This is a genomic window from Corynebacterium aquatimens (assembly GCF_030408395.1).
In the GTDB taxonomy this organism is placed as follows: Bacteria; Actinomycetota; Actinomycetes; order Mycobacteriales; family Mycobacteriaceae; genus Corynebacterium; species Corynebacterium aquatimens.
The window spans coordinates 1,710,246-1,726,718 of record NZ_CP046980.1 but is presented as its reverse complement, the minus strand read 5'-3'; the positions used below and the strand labels follow the sequence as shown (position 1 = coordinate 1,726,718).

At 60.1% G+C, this 16,473-nt stretch carries 15 protein-coding genes; 10 read left to right on the top strand and 5 right to left on the bottom strand.

All coding sequences use genetic code 11. From position 1 onward, the window contains the following. Positions 1 to 8: 8 nt before the first annotated feature. Both CAQUA_RS07810 and CAQUA_RS07805 read right to left on the bottom strand, forming a co-directional pair. Positions 9 to 1,166, bottom strand: coding sequence for a glycosyltransferase family 4 protein (locus CAQUA_RS07810; RefSeq protein WP_196823792.1), 1,158 nt, complete (start codon positions 1,164 to 1,166; stop codon positions 9 to 11). Between the two features lie 35 nt (positions 1,167 to 1,201). Further along, a complete protein-coding gene (locus CAQUA_RS07805; protein ID WP_196823793.1) occupies positions 1,202 to 2,395 on the bottom strand; it encodes an NAD-dependent epimerase/dehydratase family protein in 1,194 nt (397 codons plus the stop codon). A gap of 84 nt (positions 2,396 to 2,479) precedes the next feature. Here CAQUA_RS07805 and CAQUA_RS07800 point away from each other — a divergent pair, with 84 nt between their 5' ends. From CAQUA_RS07800 to CAQUA_RS07770, 7 genes are all read left to right on the top strand, one after another. Next, positions 2,480 to 2,707: a hypothetical protein gene (locus tag CAQUA_RS07800; RefSeq protein ID WP_196823794.1), complete on the top strand. Its 228-nt coding sequence runs from the start codon at positions 2,480 to 2,482 to the stop codon at positions 2,705 to 2,707. A gap of 12 nt (positions 2,708 to 2,719) precedes the next feature. After that, positions 2,720 to 3,784, top strand: coding sequence for a 3-hydroxyisobutyryl-CoA hydrolase (locus tag CAQUA_RS07795; RefSeq protein WP_196823795.1), 1,065 nt, complete (start codon positions 2,720 to 2,722; stop codon positions 3,782 to 3,784). 39 nt (positions 3,785 to 3,823) lie between these two features. Beyond that, the gene (locus tag CAQUA_RS07790) at positions 3,824 to 5,044 is read left to right on the top strand and encodes an acetyl-CoA C-acyltransferase (protein ID WP_196823796.1); all 1,221 of its coding nucleotides are present in this window, start codon (positions 3,824 to 3,826) and stop codon (positions 5,042 to 5,044) included. Positions 5,045 to 5,104: 60 nt separating this feature from the next. Continuing rightward, complete coding sequence (locus tag CAQUA_RS07785) at positions 5,105 to 5,881, top strand: enoyl-CoA hydratase (protein ID WP_196823797.1); 777 nt, start codon at positions 5,105 to 5,107, stop codon at positions 5,879 to 5,881. A gap of 47 nt (positions 5,882 to 5,928) precedes the next feature. Then, a complete protein-coding gene (locus CAQUA_RS07780) occupies positions 5,929 to 7,137 on the top strand; it encodes an acyl-CoA dehydrogenase family protein (protein ID WP_196823798.1) in 1,209 nt (402 codons plus the stop codon). A 156-nt stretch (positions 7,138 to 7,293) separates the two neighbouring features. Next, entirely contained in the window at positions 7,294 to 8,991 is a 1,698-nt protein-coding gene (locus CAQUA_RS07775; protein ID WP_196823799.1) for an FAD-binding dehydrogenase, read from the top strand. Between the two features lie 48 nt (positions 8,992 to 9,039). Further along, positions 9,040 to 10,290, top strand: coding sequence for an MFS transporter (locus tag CAQUA_RS07770; protein ID WP_196823800.1), 1,251 nt, complete (start codon positions 9,040 to 9,042; stop codon positions 10,288 to 10,290). Positions 10,291 to 10,679: 389 nt separating this feature from the next. Here the strand turns inward: CAQUA_RS07770 and CAQUA_RS07765 are convergent, their stop codons facing one another. Further along, entirely contained in the window at positions 10,680 to 11,078 is a 399-nt protein-coding gene (locus CAQUA_RS07765; protein WP_196823801.1) for a hypothetical protein, read from the bottom strand. Positions 11,079 to 11,110: 32 nt separating this feature from the next. Continuing rightward, positions 11,111 to 11,632 (bottom strand): PLD nuclease N-terminal domain-containing protein, encoded by a 522-nt coding sequence (locus CAQUA_RS07760; RefSeq protein ID WP_196823802.1) that lies wholly within the window; start codon positions 11,630 to 11,632, stop codon positions 11,111 to 11,113. Between the two features lie 184 nt (positions 11,633 to 11,816). Here CAQUA_RS07760 and CAQUA_RS07755 point away from each other — a divergent pair, with 184 nt between their 5' ends. The 3 genes from CAQUA_RS07755 to CAQUA_RS07745 are packed head-to-tail and all read left to right on the top strand — an operon-like array spanning position 11,817 to position 14,781. Beyond that, the gene (locus tag CAQUA_RS07755) at positions 11,817 to 12,995 is read left to right on the top strand and encodes a YihY/virulence factor BrkB family protein (protein WP_196823803.1); all 1,179 of its coding nucleotides are present in this window, start codon (positions 11,817 to 11,819) and stop codon (positions 12,993 to 12,995) included. After that, the gene (locus CAQUA_RS07750; protein WP_196823804.1) at positions 12,992 to 13,858 is read left to right on the top strand and encodes a patatin-like phospholipase family protein; all 867 of its coding nucleotides are present in this window, start codon (positions 12,992 to 12,994) and stop codon (positions 13,856 to 13,858) included. The genes CAQUA_RS07755 and CAQUA_RS07750 overlap by 4 nt, the downstream gene beginning before the upstream one ends. A 56-nt stretch (positions 13,859 to 13,914) precedes the next feature. Next, complete coding sequence (locus CAQUA_RS07745; protein WP_196823805.1) at positions 13,915 to 14,781, top strand: patatin-like phospholipase family protein; 867 nt, start codon at positions 13,915 to 13,917, stop codon at positions 14,779 to 14,781. Positions 14,782 to 14,788: 7 nt separating this feature from the next. Here the strand turns inward: CAQUA_RS07745 and CAQUA_RS07740 are convergent, their stop codons facing one another. After that, on the bottom strand, positions 14,789 to 16,456 hold the full coding sequence (locus CAQUA_RS07740) for a peptide chain release factor 3 (RefSeq protein WP_196823806.1): 1,668 nt from the start codon (positions 16,454 to 16,456) through the stop codon (positions 14,789 to 14,791). Between the last annotated feature and the right edge of the window lie 17 nt (positions 16,457 to 16,473).

The window sequence follows — 16,473 nt, the reverse complement described above, 5'->3', positions numbered from 1 at the left end:
CCGCGCGCCTACCCGCGCGCCCGTCTGCTCGGGCGCGCGTCGCAGACACGCGAGTAGTAGTCGACGAGTTTTTCCGTTGCTGCGCGCCACGACCAGTTCTCGGCTTCTGCGCGCGCGGCCCGGGACATTTCTTCGCGCTTGCCCGGGTCGGACAGTACGCTGGCCAGGGCGTTGGCCCACTCGTCGTCGCTGGCGTCGGCGTCGACGAGGAGCCCGGTTTTTCCGTCGTCGATGACGAAGGGGATGCCGCCCGCGTTCGATCCGACCACCGGGACACCGGATGCGAATGACTCCAGTGCAACCAGCCCCAAGGTTTCCGTGAGCGAGGGGAACGCGAAGACGTCCGCGGCCGCGAACGCTTCAGCCAGCGGTTCGCCCGTCATGTACCCGGTGAAATGCGTGTATGCGGGGTCGAATTCCTGCCGCATCTTTTCGTACTGGGGGCCTTCGCCCACAAACGCCAGTCGCGCGCCGGGGAGGCGTTCGCGCAGTTTCGGCATGATCGTTTTCAGCCGGGCGATATTCTTTTCGGCGCTAATCCGACCCACGAAAAGAACTAGGGGCGCTTCGGGGTGGCCGTCGCTAAGCATGTGCCTCATTGCCGCCGTGCGCTTGCTGGGGTGATAGCCACGCGTATCGACGGCCTTCGGCCACAACTCAACATTTTTAAAACCGTATTCCGCCGCCGTGTCCATCATCGGCCCGGAGGTGACCAGGTTCATCTCCGCGAGGTTGTGGAGGCCGCGGATCAGGGCGATCGACGGGCGGCGCACGAAACCAATGCCAAGGTCAACAACGTAACTGGGCACGTCAGTGTGGAACGACGCGATCAGCGGGATCCCGTGGCGGCGCGTAAGCAGCGCGCCGTACCCCGCGTACCAGACAGGGTTGACCGCGTGCACGATGTCTGGCTGGAACTCTTTGAGTCGGCGCGAGACGCTCGGCATCGGCACGCCGACTTTGATCTCCGGGTAGATTTTGTACAGCGGAATCGAGGGCACGGTCTCCACGGGGAAGCCCGCGAACTCCTTTGGCGCGGCCGAATCCGTGGCAAAGATCTGCACATCGTGGCCGAGCTCCGCGAGCTGCTCGACCGTGCGGGTCACGCGGGTGACCACGCCGTCGATCTTCGGCAGGAAGATCTCGGTGAAAAGGGAAATGCGCATGGCGCTTTTGCTTTCGTGTTCCTTCATCGGGAGCGTTAGCGCTCCGATGAAGGAACACCCTCGGCCTGGTTCTTCGTCCACAGACTGCGTGCCGGGATCTTGGAACGGTCGAAGCGGTCGGCGTATTTCTTGGCCACGTCCTCGACCTCGACCAGCAGGCCTTCCTCGAGTTTCGTGGGCTTAAGGCCGAGGTCTAAGAACGTGTCGTTGGACACGATCAGCTCATTTTCTGCTGCCTCATTGCGCGGGTTGGGGACGTAGGCGACCTCCGCGCCAGAGATTTTCGCGATCAACTCGGCCAGGTCACGCACCCGGTGGGTTTCCGTCATCTGGTTGAAAATCTTCACGCGGTCGCCCTTCGCCGGCGGGTTCTCCACGGCGAGCTGGATACACGTAGCCATGTCGCGGATGTGGATGAACGCGCGGGTCTGTTCACCGGTGCCGTGGACGGTCATTGGGTAGCCCACGGCCGCCTGCATGAGGAAGCGGTTGAGAACCGTGCCATAGTCACCGTCGTAATCGAAGCGGTTGATTAGCCGCTCATCGCGTTCCGTCTGCGGGGTGTGGGTGCCCCAGATGATGCCCTGGTGGAGATCCGTGATGCGCAGCCCATCGTTCTTCGCGTAGTAAGCGAACATGTTCTGGTCCAGCACCTTGGTCATGTGGTAGACCGACCCAGGGTTGGTGGGGTACAGGATTTGCTGGTCAACCAGCTCCTCACCAGTATCAACCTTGATGTCTAGGTAGCCCTCCGGGATCGCCATGCCCGCCGTGCCGTAGCCGTACACGCCCATCGTTCCCAGGTGCACAACGTGGATATCCAGCCCGGACCCCACGATGGCCACGAGCAAGTTGTGGGTGGCATTAACGTTGTTATCCACGGTGTAGCGCTTCGTGCGTGGGTTCTTCATCGAATACGGCGCCGCGCGTTGTTCCGCGAAGTGGATAACGGTGTCTGGCCGCTCTTCCTCTAAGAACGCCTTCAGGCCTTCATAGTCCTGCGCCACGTCCAGGTTTACAAACCCCAGCTCGCGTCCGGAGACTTCCTTCCACGCCGCAATGCGATCGTCGATACTTGCGATGGGCGTAAGCGACTGCGCACCCAGCTCCTCATCGATGCGGCGGCGCGACAGATTGTCCACGATGGTCACATCGTGCCCAGCATCAGACAGGTGCAGTGAGGCGGGCCACCCGCAGAATCCGTCTCCACCCAAAACCGCAATCTTCACGCGCGCAGTCCTTTCATTCACGTTTTGCAAGTCAGCCTTTGCGCGGCTTGTACGCACTTCCCCTCGACCGTACCGGGCGAAACAATGACCATGGCCGAAAATTGGGTTAATTCATGGTTACGTGTTTTGTTAGGTGCGCGAGATTTGTATCAAACTTTTGATAGCAAACATAAAACCGCAGGTCATGGCGATGGGTGTTTTTCATGCTTCATCAACAAGTCAAAATTTCGCGAACCGCCCGCACTTTGGAATGTATTTTGGGCAAAAAGGAAACCGCCAAATCCGGAAACCACCCAAGAAAACGATGAGTAGGAGGCGACCAGCGTGACTGAAGAGCTGCTGTCCACAGTGGAGGGACGTGCCGGGGTGATTACGCTTAACCGGCCGAAGGCGCTGAACGCGCTTACCCAGGGGATGATCGATGAAATGACCCGCGTGCTTGGCGCGTGGGCGGAGGATGACAGCGTGGAGCTGGTGATCCTTCGCGGCGCGGGGGAGCGCGGGCTGTGCGCGGGCGGCGATATTGCGTACCTGTACAACGACGTGGGGGACGGGCGCAATGCGGCGCGGTTCTGGAAGGCGGAGTATGAGCTCAACTCGCTGATCAAGCACTACCCAAAGCCGTACGTGGCCATCATGAACGGGATCGTGCTTGGCGGCGGCATTGGTGTTTCGGCCCATGGTTCGCACCGCATCGTGACTGATGATTCGCGCATTGGTATGCCGGAGGTCAGCATTGGGTACTCCCCAGACGTGGGTGGCTCCTACTTGTTGGCGCACGCGCCGGACAATTTAGGTAAACACTTGGGCTTTACGGGCCTGCACGTTGGTGCAGCTGAGGCGCTTGAAGCAGGCTTGGCGGATACCTATGTTCCCGCGGACGCGCTCGAGGGCCTCGTGGCGGAGCTCGCGCAAACGGGCGACGTGTCGCTGATCGACAAGGCTGCGGTGACGCCACAGGGAGGCTTCGGTGACGCGCGGGCAGAGATGGTTGAGGTCTACAGTTTAGACACCGCCGAGGAGGTTCTCGCGGCGCTCGAAGAATTGCAGGCCACGCACGGGGAGGACCATTGGTCGAAGGCGCCGCTGAAAGCCATGAAGCGTAACTCGCCGCTGGGCATCAAAGTGACGGAGCACACGCTGAAGCGCGCGGCGGACATGACCTTGGAAGAGGCACTGACGCAAGAGTTCTGGATGAGCATGAACATGCAGGCTCACCCAGAGTTCAAGGAAGGCATCCGCGCCCAGATCATCGATAAAGACCGTAATCCGAAGTGGACGTACGGCTCACTCGAGGAGGTCCCCGCCGACGTGGTCAGTGGGATTCTCACCCCGCTTGACGACGGTCGGTTTGAACCACCCGCCTTCACCCCTCAAGCCGACACCTAAGTCCGAAAAACCATAGTTATGCAGCAGAAAGGTGAGTCCATGCAGGGAAAAGTAGACGGTGCAGTTAACAGTGCAAATAAGGGCGCAGCTGATGTTGTCATCGTCGGTGCCGCGCGCACACCGTTTGGGAAATTGCTGGGCGGGCTTACTCCCTTTACGGGGCCGCAGCTCGGCGGATTGGCTATTGAGGCCGCGCTTGCCCAAGGCGGGATACACGGCGATGAGGTCGATGCTGTGATTCTTGGTGAGGTCCTCCAAGCCGGAGTGGGGCAGAATCCCGCCAAGCAGGCAGCCATCGCTGGTGGCGTGCGGCGAACAGCGCACACCTCCACCGTGAACAAAGTTTGCCTATCCGGGATGGAAGCCGTGATTAACGCGGCCCGCATCATCCGTTGCGGCGAGGCAGACGTAGTGGTTGCTGGTGGCATGGAATCCATGTCGAATGCGCCGCACCTGCTTCACGTGCGCAAAGGGATCAAGTATGGCTCTTCAGAGATGCTTGACCACATGGCGTACGACGGATTGACGGACGCTGAACTGGGCAATTCCATGGGCGCCTTGGCGGAAGACTTCGCGCGCGAGGCCTACCCCGCATCCCGCGAGGACGAAGACCGCTGCGCGGCATTGAGCCACCAGCGCGCCCACGAGGCTGCGGCCAACGGAACGTTCGCCGCTGAAATCACGCCGGTCACGGTAGTGACCCGTAAGGGCGACACTGTGGTTGACACTGACGAGGGCGTGCGCGGCGACGTCACCCCGGAAAGTCTTGGGAAACTACGCCCAGCGTTTGAAAAAGACGGCACCATCACCGCTGGCAATTCTTCGCCGCTTACCGACGGTGCGGCGGCGGTTGTCCTCACCACACGTGAAAACGCTGAGGCGAAAGGCTGGAAAGTTCTAGCGACGCTGCGCTCACCCGGGCAAATCGCTGGGGACGATTCGTCGTTGCAGATCAAACCGGCACTAGCACTGCGCCAGGCCCTCGACCGGGAGGGCTGGACCGTCGACCAACTCGATCACATTGAGATCAATGAAGCGTTTGCAGCCGTCATCGTGGCCTCCGCCAAAGAACTCGGGGTGGAACAAGACAGCATCAACCCACACGGCGGCGCAATCGCAATGGGGCACCCCATTGGTGCTTCAGGTGCACGCCTCATCGTCCATGCCGCGCACCAGATCGCAGCAGGCAACGCCTCTCGCGCCGGGCTGGCGCTATGCGGTGGCGGCGGCCAGGGCGAAGCACTGCTGCTTGAGGCCTAAAAAGACCACACAAAAGAACCGAACGAAATTCCGGAGAAGGAAAACGAAAGGACAACACTCATGACGGAGTACAACAACATCCTCACGGAAACCCGCGATCGCGTGGGCATCATTACGCTGAACCGCCCGAAGGCGCTGAACGCGCTGAACAATGACACGATGCGTGAAGTCACGGCCTCAGTGAAGGAATTCGATGAGGACTCCGGCATCGGCACAATCGTCATTACTGGCGAAGGCCGCGCGTTTGCCGCGGGCGCGGACATTAAAGAAATGGCCTCGAAGTCAGCGACGGAAATGTACACCCTCGATTGGTTCGCAGGATGGGAGGCGCTGACCGCAGCGCGCACGCCGATTATCGCGGCGGTAAACGGTTACGCTCTGGGCGGCGGCTGCGAGCTCGCGATGATGTGCGATATCATCGTTGCCTCTGACAAAGCAAAGTTCGGCCAGCCCGAGGTGAACCTGGGTGTCACGCCGGGCATGGGTGGATCGCAGCGCCTCACCCGGGCTATCGGCAAGGCCAAGGCCATGGAAATGTGCCTTACCGGCCGCCAAATGGATGCCGAGGAAGCGGAGCGCAGCGGCCTCGTCGCCCGCGTTGTCCCAGGGGATTCCCTCATGGATGAGGTCCTGGAAATGGCCACGACCATCGCGTCGAAGTCCTTCCTGGCCACCTCACTAATCAAGGAACAAATCAACGCGGTGGATGAGATGAGCTTGTCCCAGGGCCTTCTGTTTGAGCGCCGCACCTTCCACGCCTTGTTCTCCTCCAATGATCAGAAAGAGGGCATGGAAGCGTTCGTCGAAAAGCGTGAAGCAAAATTCACGCATTCCTAATAACTGACCAGACATCGTCTTTTTAAACTCCAGAAGGAACGCCGACCATGCCACCCATTCTTCCCACTGATTCACCCCTCGGCGCACACTTAGAGGGAATTCCGGTCCCCCACGCGGATATCCTGCTTGTCGCGGACATGCTTTGCGACGATGAGAGGGCGAAGCTGCAGGAAATCCACGAGTTTCTTCAGACCGAAATTCGCCCAGTGGTCGGTGAGTACTGGGACCGTGAGGAATTCCCCTTCGATCTGTTGCCGCTGCTGGCCGAGCACGGGCTCGGGGAAATCGAGCTGTCCGATACCTCGCGCCTGTTTCGTGGTCTTGTGTACGCGGAAGTCACGCGAGCAGACGTGTCGTTCTCGACGCTCGTTGGCATTCACAATGAGCTTGTCATTGGCGTCATCAATGGGATGGGCTCGGACGCCCAACGCGAGAAGTGGCTGCCGGGGCTGCGCAGGTTTGAAAAGGTGGGGTGCTTCGCGCTCACCGAACCTGATCATGGATCCGATGTTGCGGGTGGGTTGGCCACGTCGGCGCAGCGCACCGACGACGGGTGGGTGATCAACGGTAAGAAGCGGTGGATCGGTGGCGGTACGTTTGCTGATTTCACAATCGTGTTCGCCCGAGACACCGAAGACCACACGGTGAAAGCGTTCCTGGTTGAAAACGACCGTGAGGGCGTGCGCACGTCGAAGATCAGCGGCAAGCTGGCGCTGCGCATCATGCAAAACGCGGACATGACCTTTGACAATGTGGAGATCCCCGCAGAAAACATCATTGAGGGTGTGAAATCCTTTGCGGATCTGAACACCTACCTCTGCACATCCCGTGCGTGGGTGGCATGGCAGGGCGCGGGCTTGCAGCTAGGGATCTTTGATAAGGCTCGCGAATACGCGTTGAAGCGCGAACAATTCGGCCGACCCTTGGCTAAGTTCCAGCTGGTGCAGGAATCGCTCGCCCGGATTCTAGGAAACGCATCGGCATCCCTGGGCATGATGGCTCACATTGCGCAGCTGCAGGAACGTGGTCTGTTGGATATGCCGAAGGCGGCGATGGCCAAAGCGACGACCACCCGCCTGGCGCGTGAGTCCGCTGCGGTTGGCCGTGCGCTCGCGGGCGGAAACGGCATTCTCACCGAATACGATTTGTCTAAGATGATGGCGGACGCGGAAGCGCTGTACACCTACGAGGGAACCTACGACATCAACTCACTCATCGTGGGTCGCGCTGTGACTGGGCACTCCGCTTTCGTTTAATTTTGCGCGTATCCGTCCCCGCGATCCTCGATTTACCGACGATCGGAAGGCTCGATTTCTCCTAAATCATCCGCGACGTTGAGCAACGCTAAGCCATTGAAGTAGCGCACCCGAAAACTGCTTTTGGGAAAGAAAATCTCTGTATGATTTTTGGCTATGACATCTACTGGCATATCTACTGGCACAGCATCTAGGAAATCATCCGAACCGATCATCATTGTTGGTAGCGGCCTAGCCGGACTCGTGGCGGGGCACGAGGCCGTAAAAGCGGGCCGTAACGTTATCTTCGTCGATCAGGAAAGCCGCAACAACCTGGGTGGACAGGCTTTCTGGTCGCTTGGTGGATTGTTCATGGTGGGAACCCCGGAGCAGAAGCTCATGGGTGCGAGCGACAACGAAGAGCTGGCGTGGGCGGACTGGGAAAACTCCGCTGACTACGACCCGGAAGAAGTAGGCAAGCACGACTACTGGCCGCGCAAGTGGGGCCGTGAGTACGTGCGCTTTGCGGCCAACGAAATGCGGGAGTATCTGCGCGAGTTGGGTCTGCGCAGCGTTCCCACCGTCGGGTGGGCTGAGCGTGGCTCCGGTGACGCATCCGGTCACGGCAACACCGTCCCGCGTTTCCACCTCACCTGGGGCACCGGCCCGGAGGTCGTTCGCGTGTTCCGCGAGCCGATCGAACGCGCCGAAAAAGCTGGGAAGGTGGATTTCAAGTTCCGCCACCGCGTGGACGACATCATCGTCGAAGATGGCCGCGCCGTAGGCGTGACCGGAATGGTGCTCGCCGAGGATCCGTCGCCACGCGGTGTTGCCTCCAACAACGATGAGGTAGAGCCGTTTGAGGTTCGCGGTGCCGCTGTTGTCATCGCGACCGGCGGTATTGGCGGCAACCTGGATAAAGTCCGTGAGATGTGGCCCTCGGATCGCTGGGGCGAATGCCCGGATGACTTGGTAACCGGTGTGCCGGAACACGTCGACGGCCGCGGGATCCAGATCGCCGCCAACGCTGGCGCGAACCTGGTCAACACCGACCGCATGTGGCACTACCCAGAAGGCATGATCAACTGGGATCCCATTTGGCCAGGCCACGGCATCCGCATCATCCCCGGCCCGAGTTCCATGTGGCTGGACGCCACCGGTAAGCGCCTGCCCACGAACCTCTTCCCGGGTTCGGACAACATCGCGGCCCTCGCCCACATCGGCCGCACCGGCCACGGATACTCCTGGTTCATCCTTAACCAGCACATTGCAGACAAGGAATTCATTTTCTCCGGTTCGGAGCAGAACCCAGACCTGACGGACAAGTCCCTGAAGAAGCTCGCCGGCAAGGTCGGTCCGGGCACGCACCCAGCAATCAAGGCGTTCATGGACAACGGCGTGGACTGGATCGTTGCGGACACCCTCGACGAGCTCATTGCCGGCATGAATGAGAAAGGCGACATCCCGGTCGACGGGGACCTGGTTCGCAAGCAGCTCATTGAGCGCGATGCACAGTTGACCAATGATTTCTCCAAGGACGCTCAGATCAACTACATCCGCATGGCCCGAAATTTCTTGGGCGACAAGATCGTGCGTTGCGCTGCGCCGCACCGTCTGCTGGATGAGAAGAAGGGGCCGCTGATTGCGGTCAAGCTGCACGTTCTTACACGTAAGACCCTCGGTGGCATTGAGACCGACCTGGCGGGTCGCGCCCTGCATTCCGATGGTTCGGTTTTCCCTGGCCTTTACGCCTGCGGTGAAGTCTCTGGCTTCGGCGGTGGCGGCATGCACGGCAAGAACGCCCTTGAAGGCACGTTCCTTGGCGGGTGCATTCACTCCGGCAAGCGCGTGGGCGAGCACGTCGCCACAGAGTAATCTCTGCTCGACGTGCTTTAACCGGCGGGCCGGGCGTAGTCTTGTCGCATGGCAACGCGCTCATCTTCACAGTTGGTCTTTGCTAGTGTCGTCGCGTGCTTGATCACCGCGGGGTGGTCCGCAAACCACTTCGCGTCGGTGCTCGTTGTGCTCCGTGAGAGCCAAGGCTTATCGACGCTGCTGGTCAATGCAGCCTACGGCATTTACGCAATAGGGCTTTTCCCATGCCTTATCGCCGGCGGGTTGATCGCTGATCGATTTGGTTCCCGCCCGGTGGTGCTCGTCGGCTCTGCGATTGCGGCGCTGGGGAACCTTGCCTTGATGATCTGGAGCAGCCCCGGCGTGTTGCTTACCGCCCGCTTCGTGATCGGCCTTGGCGTGGGGCTCGTGGTGAGCGCCGGCACCGCTTGGGCTGGTCGGTTGCGCGGCACGCACGGCACGACGGCGGCTGGCATCTTCTTAACGTCGGGGTTCATGTTGGGCCCTGTCGCTTCCGGCATTCTCGCTTTCGTGCTTAACGACGCCCAATCGCTGGTCGTCCCGTACATCGTGTCCATCGTGTTGTCCGTTGCCGCCATTGCGTTCTCCTTGGTTGTTGGGGACGCCACCCAGCACACGGTCACGTTTAGGGAGATAACTAGTTCGGACACAACGAGCATCGATGGGGAAGAAGCAGCAGCGGAAGCCCTCGGTGGTACACCGGACAAGCAGGCAGAACCTGCACCGATTGAGCGCTCCTCCGTCAAGGCCCTTGCAACGTCCGTGCCGGTTGCCATGTGGGTCTTTGCCTCGATGACCAGCGCCATCATTGTCCTGGCGGGTCGCGTCGGCCAGCACTTTGAATCCAGCGCCTTCATGCCCGGTGTGGGTGCGTTCATGGCTTTCGGCTCGGGCTTAATCATCCAAGCCCTCGGCCGCAAATTCGAGTGGGGTCCCCGCTCCGGTGTGATCGGGGCCCTGTGCTCCGTTGTCGGTATGACCCTCGTGGCCCTTGGCGGCGCTTTACCGCCGGTGTGGCTATTCCCGATCGCTGCGGTATTCCTTGGGCTGGCCTACGGCCTGTGCCTCCGCGATGGCCTCATGGACGTGGATACCTTCACACCGCCGCACAAGCGCGGCGGCGTTATCGGCATCTACTACGTGGCCACCTACATCGGCTTCGGCTACCCGCCGCTTATCGAATGGCTCGACCAGTACGTCGGCCCAAGCCTGCCTTTCTGGGTGCTTGCGGCCTTGGCGTTGACCTCCGCCATCATCCGCACCACGCAAATCCGCAGCGGCTACCTCAACCGTAAGTAGGCCCCCACCCGTTAACTTGCCCCCTTAACCCATCGAAACCCCGACCGGCGCCCCCTCCCCACGAGCGAAGTTGGCCCTGAGCGGATTTTTTGGCCGTTTTCGGGCGGTTTTTCGGCTTCCCGGCCAACTTTCCTTCCCGGCCAACTTTCCTTCCCGGCCAATTTCGCTCGCGGCCAACTTTGCGGCTCCCTCCCCACGAGCGAAGTTGGCCCTGAGCGGATTTTTTGGCCGTTTTCGGGCGGTTTTTCGGCTTCCCGGCCAACTTTCCTTCCCGGCCAACTTTGCGGGTGGTCGGGACCGGGGGTCGGCGTTGCGGCGGCTCGAGTGCGGATTGGCGTTGCGGCGGCTGGAGAGCAAGGTGGTGCGGGGGACGGGTTTCGGGCCCTCGTCTATTCGATGACGAGTGCAAGGTGAAGCGTCGTTAGTTCATGCTCACCGGGGCCGGGTGGTAAAGACCGCAACTCTTCAGCGGTGGCGGCCGTGACCGGGATGATCCATCCATGTCGGGGATCCACAACGGGTGCCGCTGACTTCTTGGACGGAGCGAAGATAACGGGACGGGCGTCTCCGCTGGTCAAGCGTAGTGGGTGATGTACAGCACGGATGAGCTCAAGCGCGTCCGGTGTCGTTGTCACAATGACCAAGACTTCCTCAGTCTCCGGGCTCAAGTGTGCGGTGTGGACGGAAAGAGCGTCTACCTCAACGCTGTGGACGTCCCGTTTGGGCAGCTCCGCTGGTTTTTCTTCGGGTGAGCGGCGTTGGCCTGTGAAAAAATCGAAAAGACCCATGCGTTCAAATTAGTGCTTTTGAACCGGCGTTACTACGCCTGTGGCGGCTGTTGGCCGTACCCGCCCTGTTGGTAAGGGGCTTGCTGGTAGGGATTCTGCAGGTTCTGGTCTTGCGGGCAGGGTGCCTGCGGGTTTGAGCCCTGCTGGTAGGGATTCTGCGGATTCTGGCCTTGCGGGTAGGGTGCCTGCGGGTACTGCCCGTTCGGGGCAGGAGGGTAGGCACCCGGTGCGTAGTAACCCTGCTGGTAGGGCGGATGCTGGGGTGCCCATTTTTCTGGGTGCTTTCTGCCCCAGAAAATCCAGATGGCACCCGCGATCCCGGATGTGAACCAGATCAAAATGATCCACAGCATTTTTGAGTTCGAGTCCATGTTGGATTTCGTGGCTACGTCGATCATTCCCCAGATCAAAAACACAAAGCTCGCGATGAGCAACACCATGACCAGGATGAAGAAACTGAAGCCCAATCCGAGGAATGCGGCATCGGAATCACTCAGGGCCATGATCTGGTTAGAGGCCAGGATCTGGGTGGAGGCAGGCAGTGCATTGATCATGGTTGTCGCCTTATCCTTTCGCAAAAAGTTTGAGGGATCGGGGGAATCTGGCTAAGGGGTTCCTAGAATGAAATTCTGGATTGGAGCTGGTGGACGGAATCTAGATTGGGGGCTCGGGATGTCTGAACGTTCTAGACTGAGTTGGTTCCCATCGTAAAAGAAAGTGTCCTTTAAGGTTGTCCCTATGGCTGATCACGTGGAGCGGGAGGATGAAGAACTCCAAAGGGTCTCTCATGCAGCAGCAATGGTGCAGCCGTACGGCCCCGGTGAGATCGGGGTAGCAACGCCGAAGGACATCGGCGGTAATCCGTTTGAGCGCTCGAACCGCGTTAGCTGGAACGGGTGGAAGCTCGTGATCGCGCGCACGATTGCGGATTTCGGGCCAACGGCGATCACGGACCGTGGTGCAACACTGACGTATTTCACCTTCACGGCTTTCGCCCCGGTGCTGCTGGCGTTCTACTCGTTGGTCACGTTGCTTCTTCCGCGCGATAGCGCGCGGGTCCAGGTCAGCGTCCTCGATGCCATTGCCCGGTGGGTCCCGGAACCGCTCCAAGACCAGGCGTTCAGTCTGTTCATGACTGTTGCTGGTACACCGTCACAGTCGACGATTGCCCTGATCATTTCCATTGCTATTTCATTGTGGTCGGCGTCTGCGTACGTCCGCAGTTTCGCGCGCAGTGCGAATGCGATTTATGGGCGAATGGAGGGCCGTGGCCTCGTACGCACGTGGCTCACCATGTGGGGAATCACCCTCCTCATGGTGGTCGGCGGGGTGGTGATCTTAGCGTCGGCAGTGCTGCGTGAAAACGTCATTGAGATGGTGCTGCGGCCCGTCGCTAAGCCTCTGAATCTCGAAGACCTTCTGGAATATCTCACCAACGCGTTCCTTCCGGTGTGGGAGTGGGTTCGTTTCCCCGTCGGCGCGATAGCCGTGGTGTCGTTGGTGTCGTGCCTGTACTACTTCGCGCCCAATGTGCGCCCGGGACGTTACCGGGTGCTTACCATCGGTGCTGCTTTCGCGCTCGTCGTGATCATCGCGATGTGGTGGATTTTCGGTTTCTACATTTCCACTTTCGGCATTCGCAGTGCGTATGGTGCCTTTGGTACGTTCCTCGCTGTTGTGGTTGTCCTGTGGGTGATGAACATCGTGTTGCTTCTGGGGGTCAAGATCGATGCGGAAATTCTCCGCGTCAAAGAGCTCCAGCTTGGGTACCCATCGCGTGAAATGATTCAGGCTGAACCCAAAGCACACGATGCAGTGTTGTTCCAGCGTAAGGTGCGCCGCTACATCTATAAGCTGACGGATCGCGTGGTTTCGGGTGAGAAAACGTCGGGGGAACCTATAGACTCGTCGGCATGATTGATGCGACTAACACCGCGCTCATCTTGGAAGGTGGCGGGACCCGCAACGCGTACACGGCGCCTGCGCTCATGAAGCTTGTCGACGAAGGCGTGAAGTTCGGCTGGGTCGGCGGGGTCTCCGCCGGCGCGGTTCACGCTGCTAACTTCGTCGCTGGTGACACGCAGCGCATTGAAGAAAATTTCACGACTTTCATGGGGCACCCGAAGATCGGTGGGCTGCGCTCGCTCGCGTTTGGGTCTGGTTTGCTTAACGCGGAGTTCCTGTTTGAGCAGTCCGGAGATGTGTTGCCGTTTGACTGGGAAGCGTTTGAATCCAACCCGGTACCTGTTCACATCGAAGCGGTGGATGCGAACACGGGCGAGACCCGCGTGTTCACCCGCGAGCACCTGACGTCTGAAGCAGAAGTTCGTTCCATCCTGCGTGCCTCATCAACGATTCCGATGATCATGCCGATGAAGTACATCGACGGCAATCCGTATGTCGACGGTGCGTTGGGTGATTCAGGTGGCATCGTGTTGAAGGCTGCGCAGGAAGCGGGCTTTGACAAGTTCCTCATCTTGGCCACCCGTCCGCGCGATTACGTACGTGAGCCGGTGAACCGCCCCGCCATGATCCGGCGCATGTTCCCCAAGTACCCCGGCGTTGCACAGCGTCAGATTGATCGCCCGGAGTTGTACAACTCGGTCAAGGCGGAGATCTTCGACTTGGAAGAACAGGGTAAGGCCTACACTTTCTGGCCAGAGAAGATGACCGTGGAGTCCACGGAACTCAAGGTTGCCAAGCTGCAGCGGTGCTTCAACGAAGGCAAGGACCAACTGGAACGCGAGTGGGAGGATATCCGCGCGTTCCTCGAAGGTTGAGAGCATAGTTTGGTGGATTGAAACCGGAAGCGTTGATCACCGCCTAAAGTAGAAGAATGATCGACGCGACCGACACAGCCCTAGTGATTGAGGGCGGGGGGATGCGCAATTCCTACACCGCCCCGGCCATCGTCCGTTTCATCATGGAGGACGTGAAGTTTGGTTGGGTAGGGGGCGTTTCAGCGGGGTCGGCGCACGCGGTGAACTACGCATCGCATGATCCGTGGCGGGCGCGTGAAGCGTTCACGGATTTTGTGACTCACCGCAACTTCGGTGGTTTTTCCTCCCTCGCCCGCGGCAAGGGATATTTCAACGCGGAGTTCATTTATGAGGGCTCCGCGGACGATATGCCTTTTGATTGGGAGACGTTTGCATCGAGCGATATCGATGTCCATATCGAAGCCCTGCGCGCGGACACCGGGCACACCGCAAAATTCGGGCGGGAGGATTTCACTGAGCCCGCGCGGTTGATGAAGATGGTTCGGGCCTCATCGACCTTGCCTAAGGTCATGCCGCTCGCATACATCGACGATGTGCCGTACGTGGACGGTGCGTTGGGTGATTCCGGTGGGCTGGTGATTGAGGCCGCGGAGAAAGCTGGCTACGAAAAATTCATGGTTCTGGCCACGAAGGACCGCAGCTACGTTCGGCCGGAGGTCACGAGGCCGATTGCTACGCGGCGCCTGTTTCAGAAGCACCCCGCGATCGCAGAGGCATTGATTGCGCGTCCGAAGATTTACAACGACGCGAAGCAACGCATCCTTGATCTGGAGAAGCAGGGCAAGGCGATGGTGCTGTTCCCAGATGCGATGAGCGTCGATGCGGCGGAACGCAACTTGAATAAGCTGCGTGCCAACTACCTTGCCGGTGAGGATCAGATCCGCGAAGAGTGGCCCAGCTGGGTCGAGTTTTTGTCCCGTTGATGTCGGTTTAGTCGGCGATCAACGGTTCGATGGTGAGCTCGGGGTGCTCTTTTTCCACGAAGGCGAGCTTCCACTTGTCGCCGAAGAGCGCGATGAGTTCACCGTCAGTACGGGTGAAAATTTCCACTCCGCGCTGGCGGCCCAGTTCTGGTGCGGATTCGGCGTCGGTGCGCCGCGCAACGGAATAGGGGATGGGTTCGGTGACGGTTTCGACGTTGTACTCGATCTCCATGCGGGCTTGCATGACTTCGAACTGCATGGGCCCCACGGCAGCCATGACGGGGGCCGCGTCGCCGCGGAGATCGTTGCGGAGAATCTGCACGACTCCTTCGGCATCGAGTTGCTCGAGGGCCTTGCGGAATTGCTTGTACTTGCCCAGTGATTTCGCCCGCAGCGTGCGGAAGTGCTCGGGAGCGAACTGCGGCATTGGAGGAAATTGGACCTTTTTACCCGCGTAGATGGTGTCGCCGGGGGCGAGGGCGCCGGCGTTGACCAGGCCGATGATGTCGCCGGGGAAGGCGGTTTCAACGGTGTCGCGGGAACGGCCGAAGACAGTGAGCGCATACTTCGTGGAGAAGCTGCGGCCTGACTGGGCGTGGGTGACTTGCATGCCTCGGTCGAACTCGCCGGAAATCACGCGCATGAAGGCCAAAGTATCGCGGTGGTTTTTGTCCATGCCCGCTTGAACTTTGAAGACCACGCCGGAGAAGTCATCGTCAAGAGCCCTATGCTTATCGACGGCCTGGCCGCCACCACTCGACGCCGCAGCGATCGCTGCCGGGTCAGAAGAGCGGCTTTCCGGGGCGGGCGCGATGGCGCACAAGGTGTCCAAGATCTGGTGAACACCGAAGTTGAGCATTGCGGAGGCGAAGATTAGAGGCGACGTCACGCACTGCTCGAAGAGTTCCTGGTTGTGCGTCGCGCCGTCGGCAGCAAGAAGCTCTGCTTCCTCGACCGCGGTCTCCCACGCGTCGTCTTCGCGCTCGCGCGCTTCAGACGGGGAAAAATGTTCTTCCGGGGCAATGGTGGAGCCACCCGCGGTGCGGATGAAGTGAATGTACTGGTCAATCTCGCCGTCATCGTTGACATGGGCGAGCCCGCGGAAGTCACCCGCTTCGCCAACGGGCCAATACAGCGGGGTGGGCTGGAGGTCGATCTCGGTCACGATCTCGTCGACAAGCTCGAGCGGCTCGCGGCCCACGCGGTCCCACTTATTGATTACGGTGACAATAGGCAGTCCGCGTGCCTTGCACACGCGGAAGAGTTTGAGGGTTTGGGGCTCGAGGCCCTTCGCGGCGTCGATCAGCATGACCGCGGCATCGACGGCGGAGAGCACGCGGTACGTGTCCTCGGAGAAGTCCGCGTGGCCAGGCGTGTCCACAAGGTTGATCACGTATGGCTCCGTTTGTCCTCTTTGCCGGGCTTCGTCCGGCAAATATTCAAATTGGAGCGCCGAGGACGCGATCGAGATACCGCGGTCTTTTTCCATCTCCATCCAGTCGGACACCGTGTCTTTGCGGTTGCCCTTGCCGTGGACGGCACCGGCCTCAGAGATCGCGTGCGCGTGCAGCGCCAACGCTTCCGTCAACGTCGACTTACCGGCGTCGGGGTGGGCGATGACAGCGAACGTGCGACGCCGGGCGGCTTGCGCGAGGGTGGAGGTAGCGGTGCTCATAGTGTTTACCAAGGCTA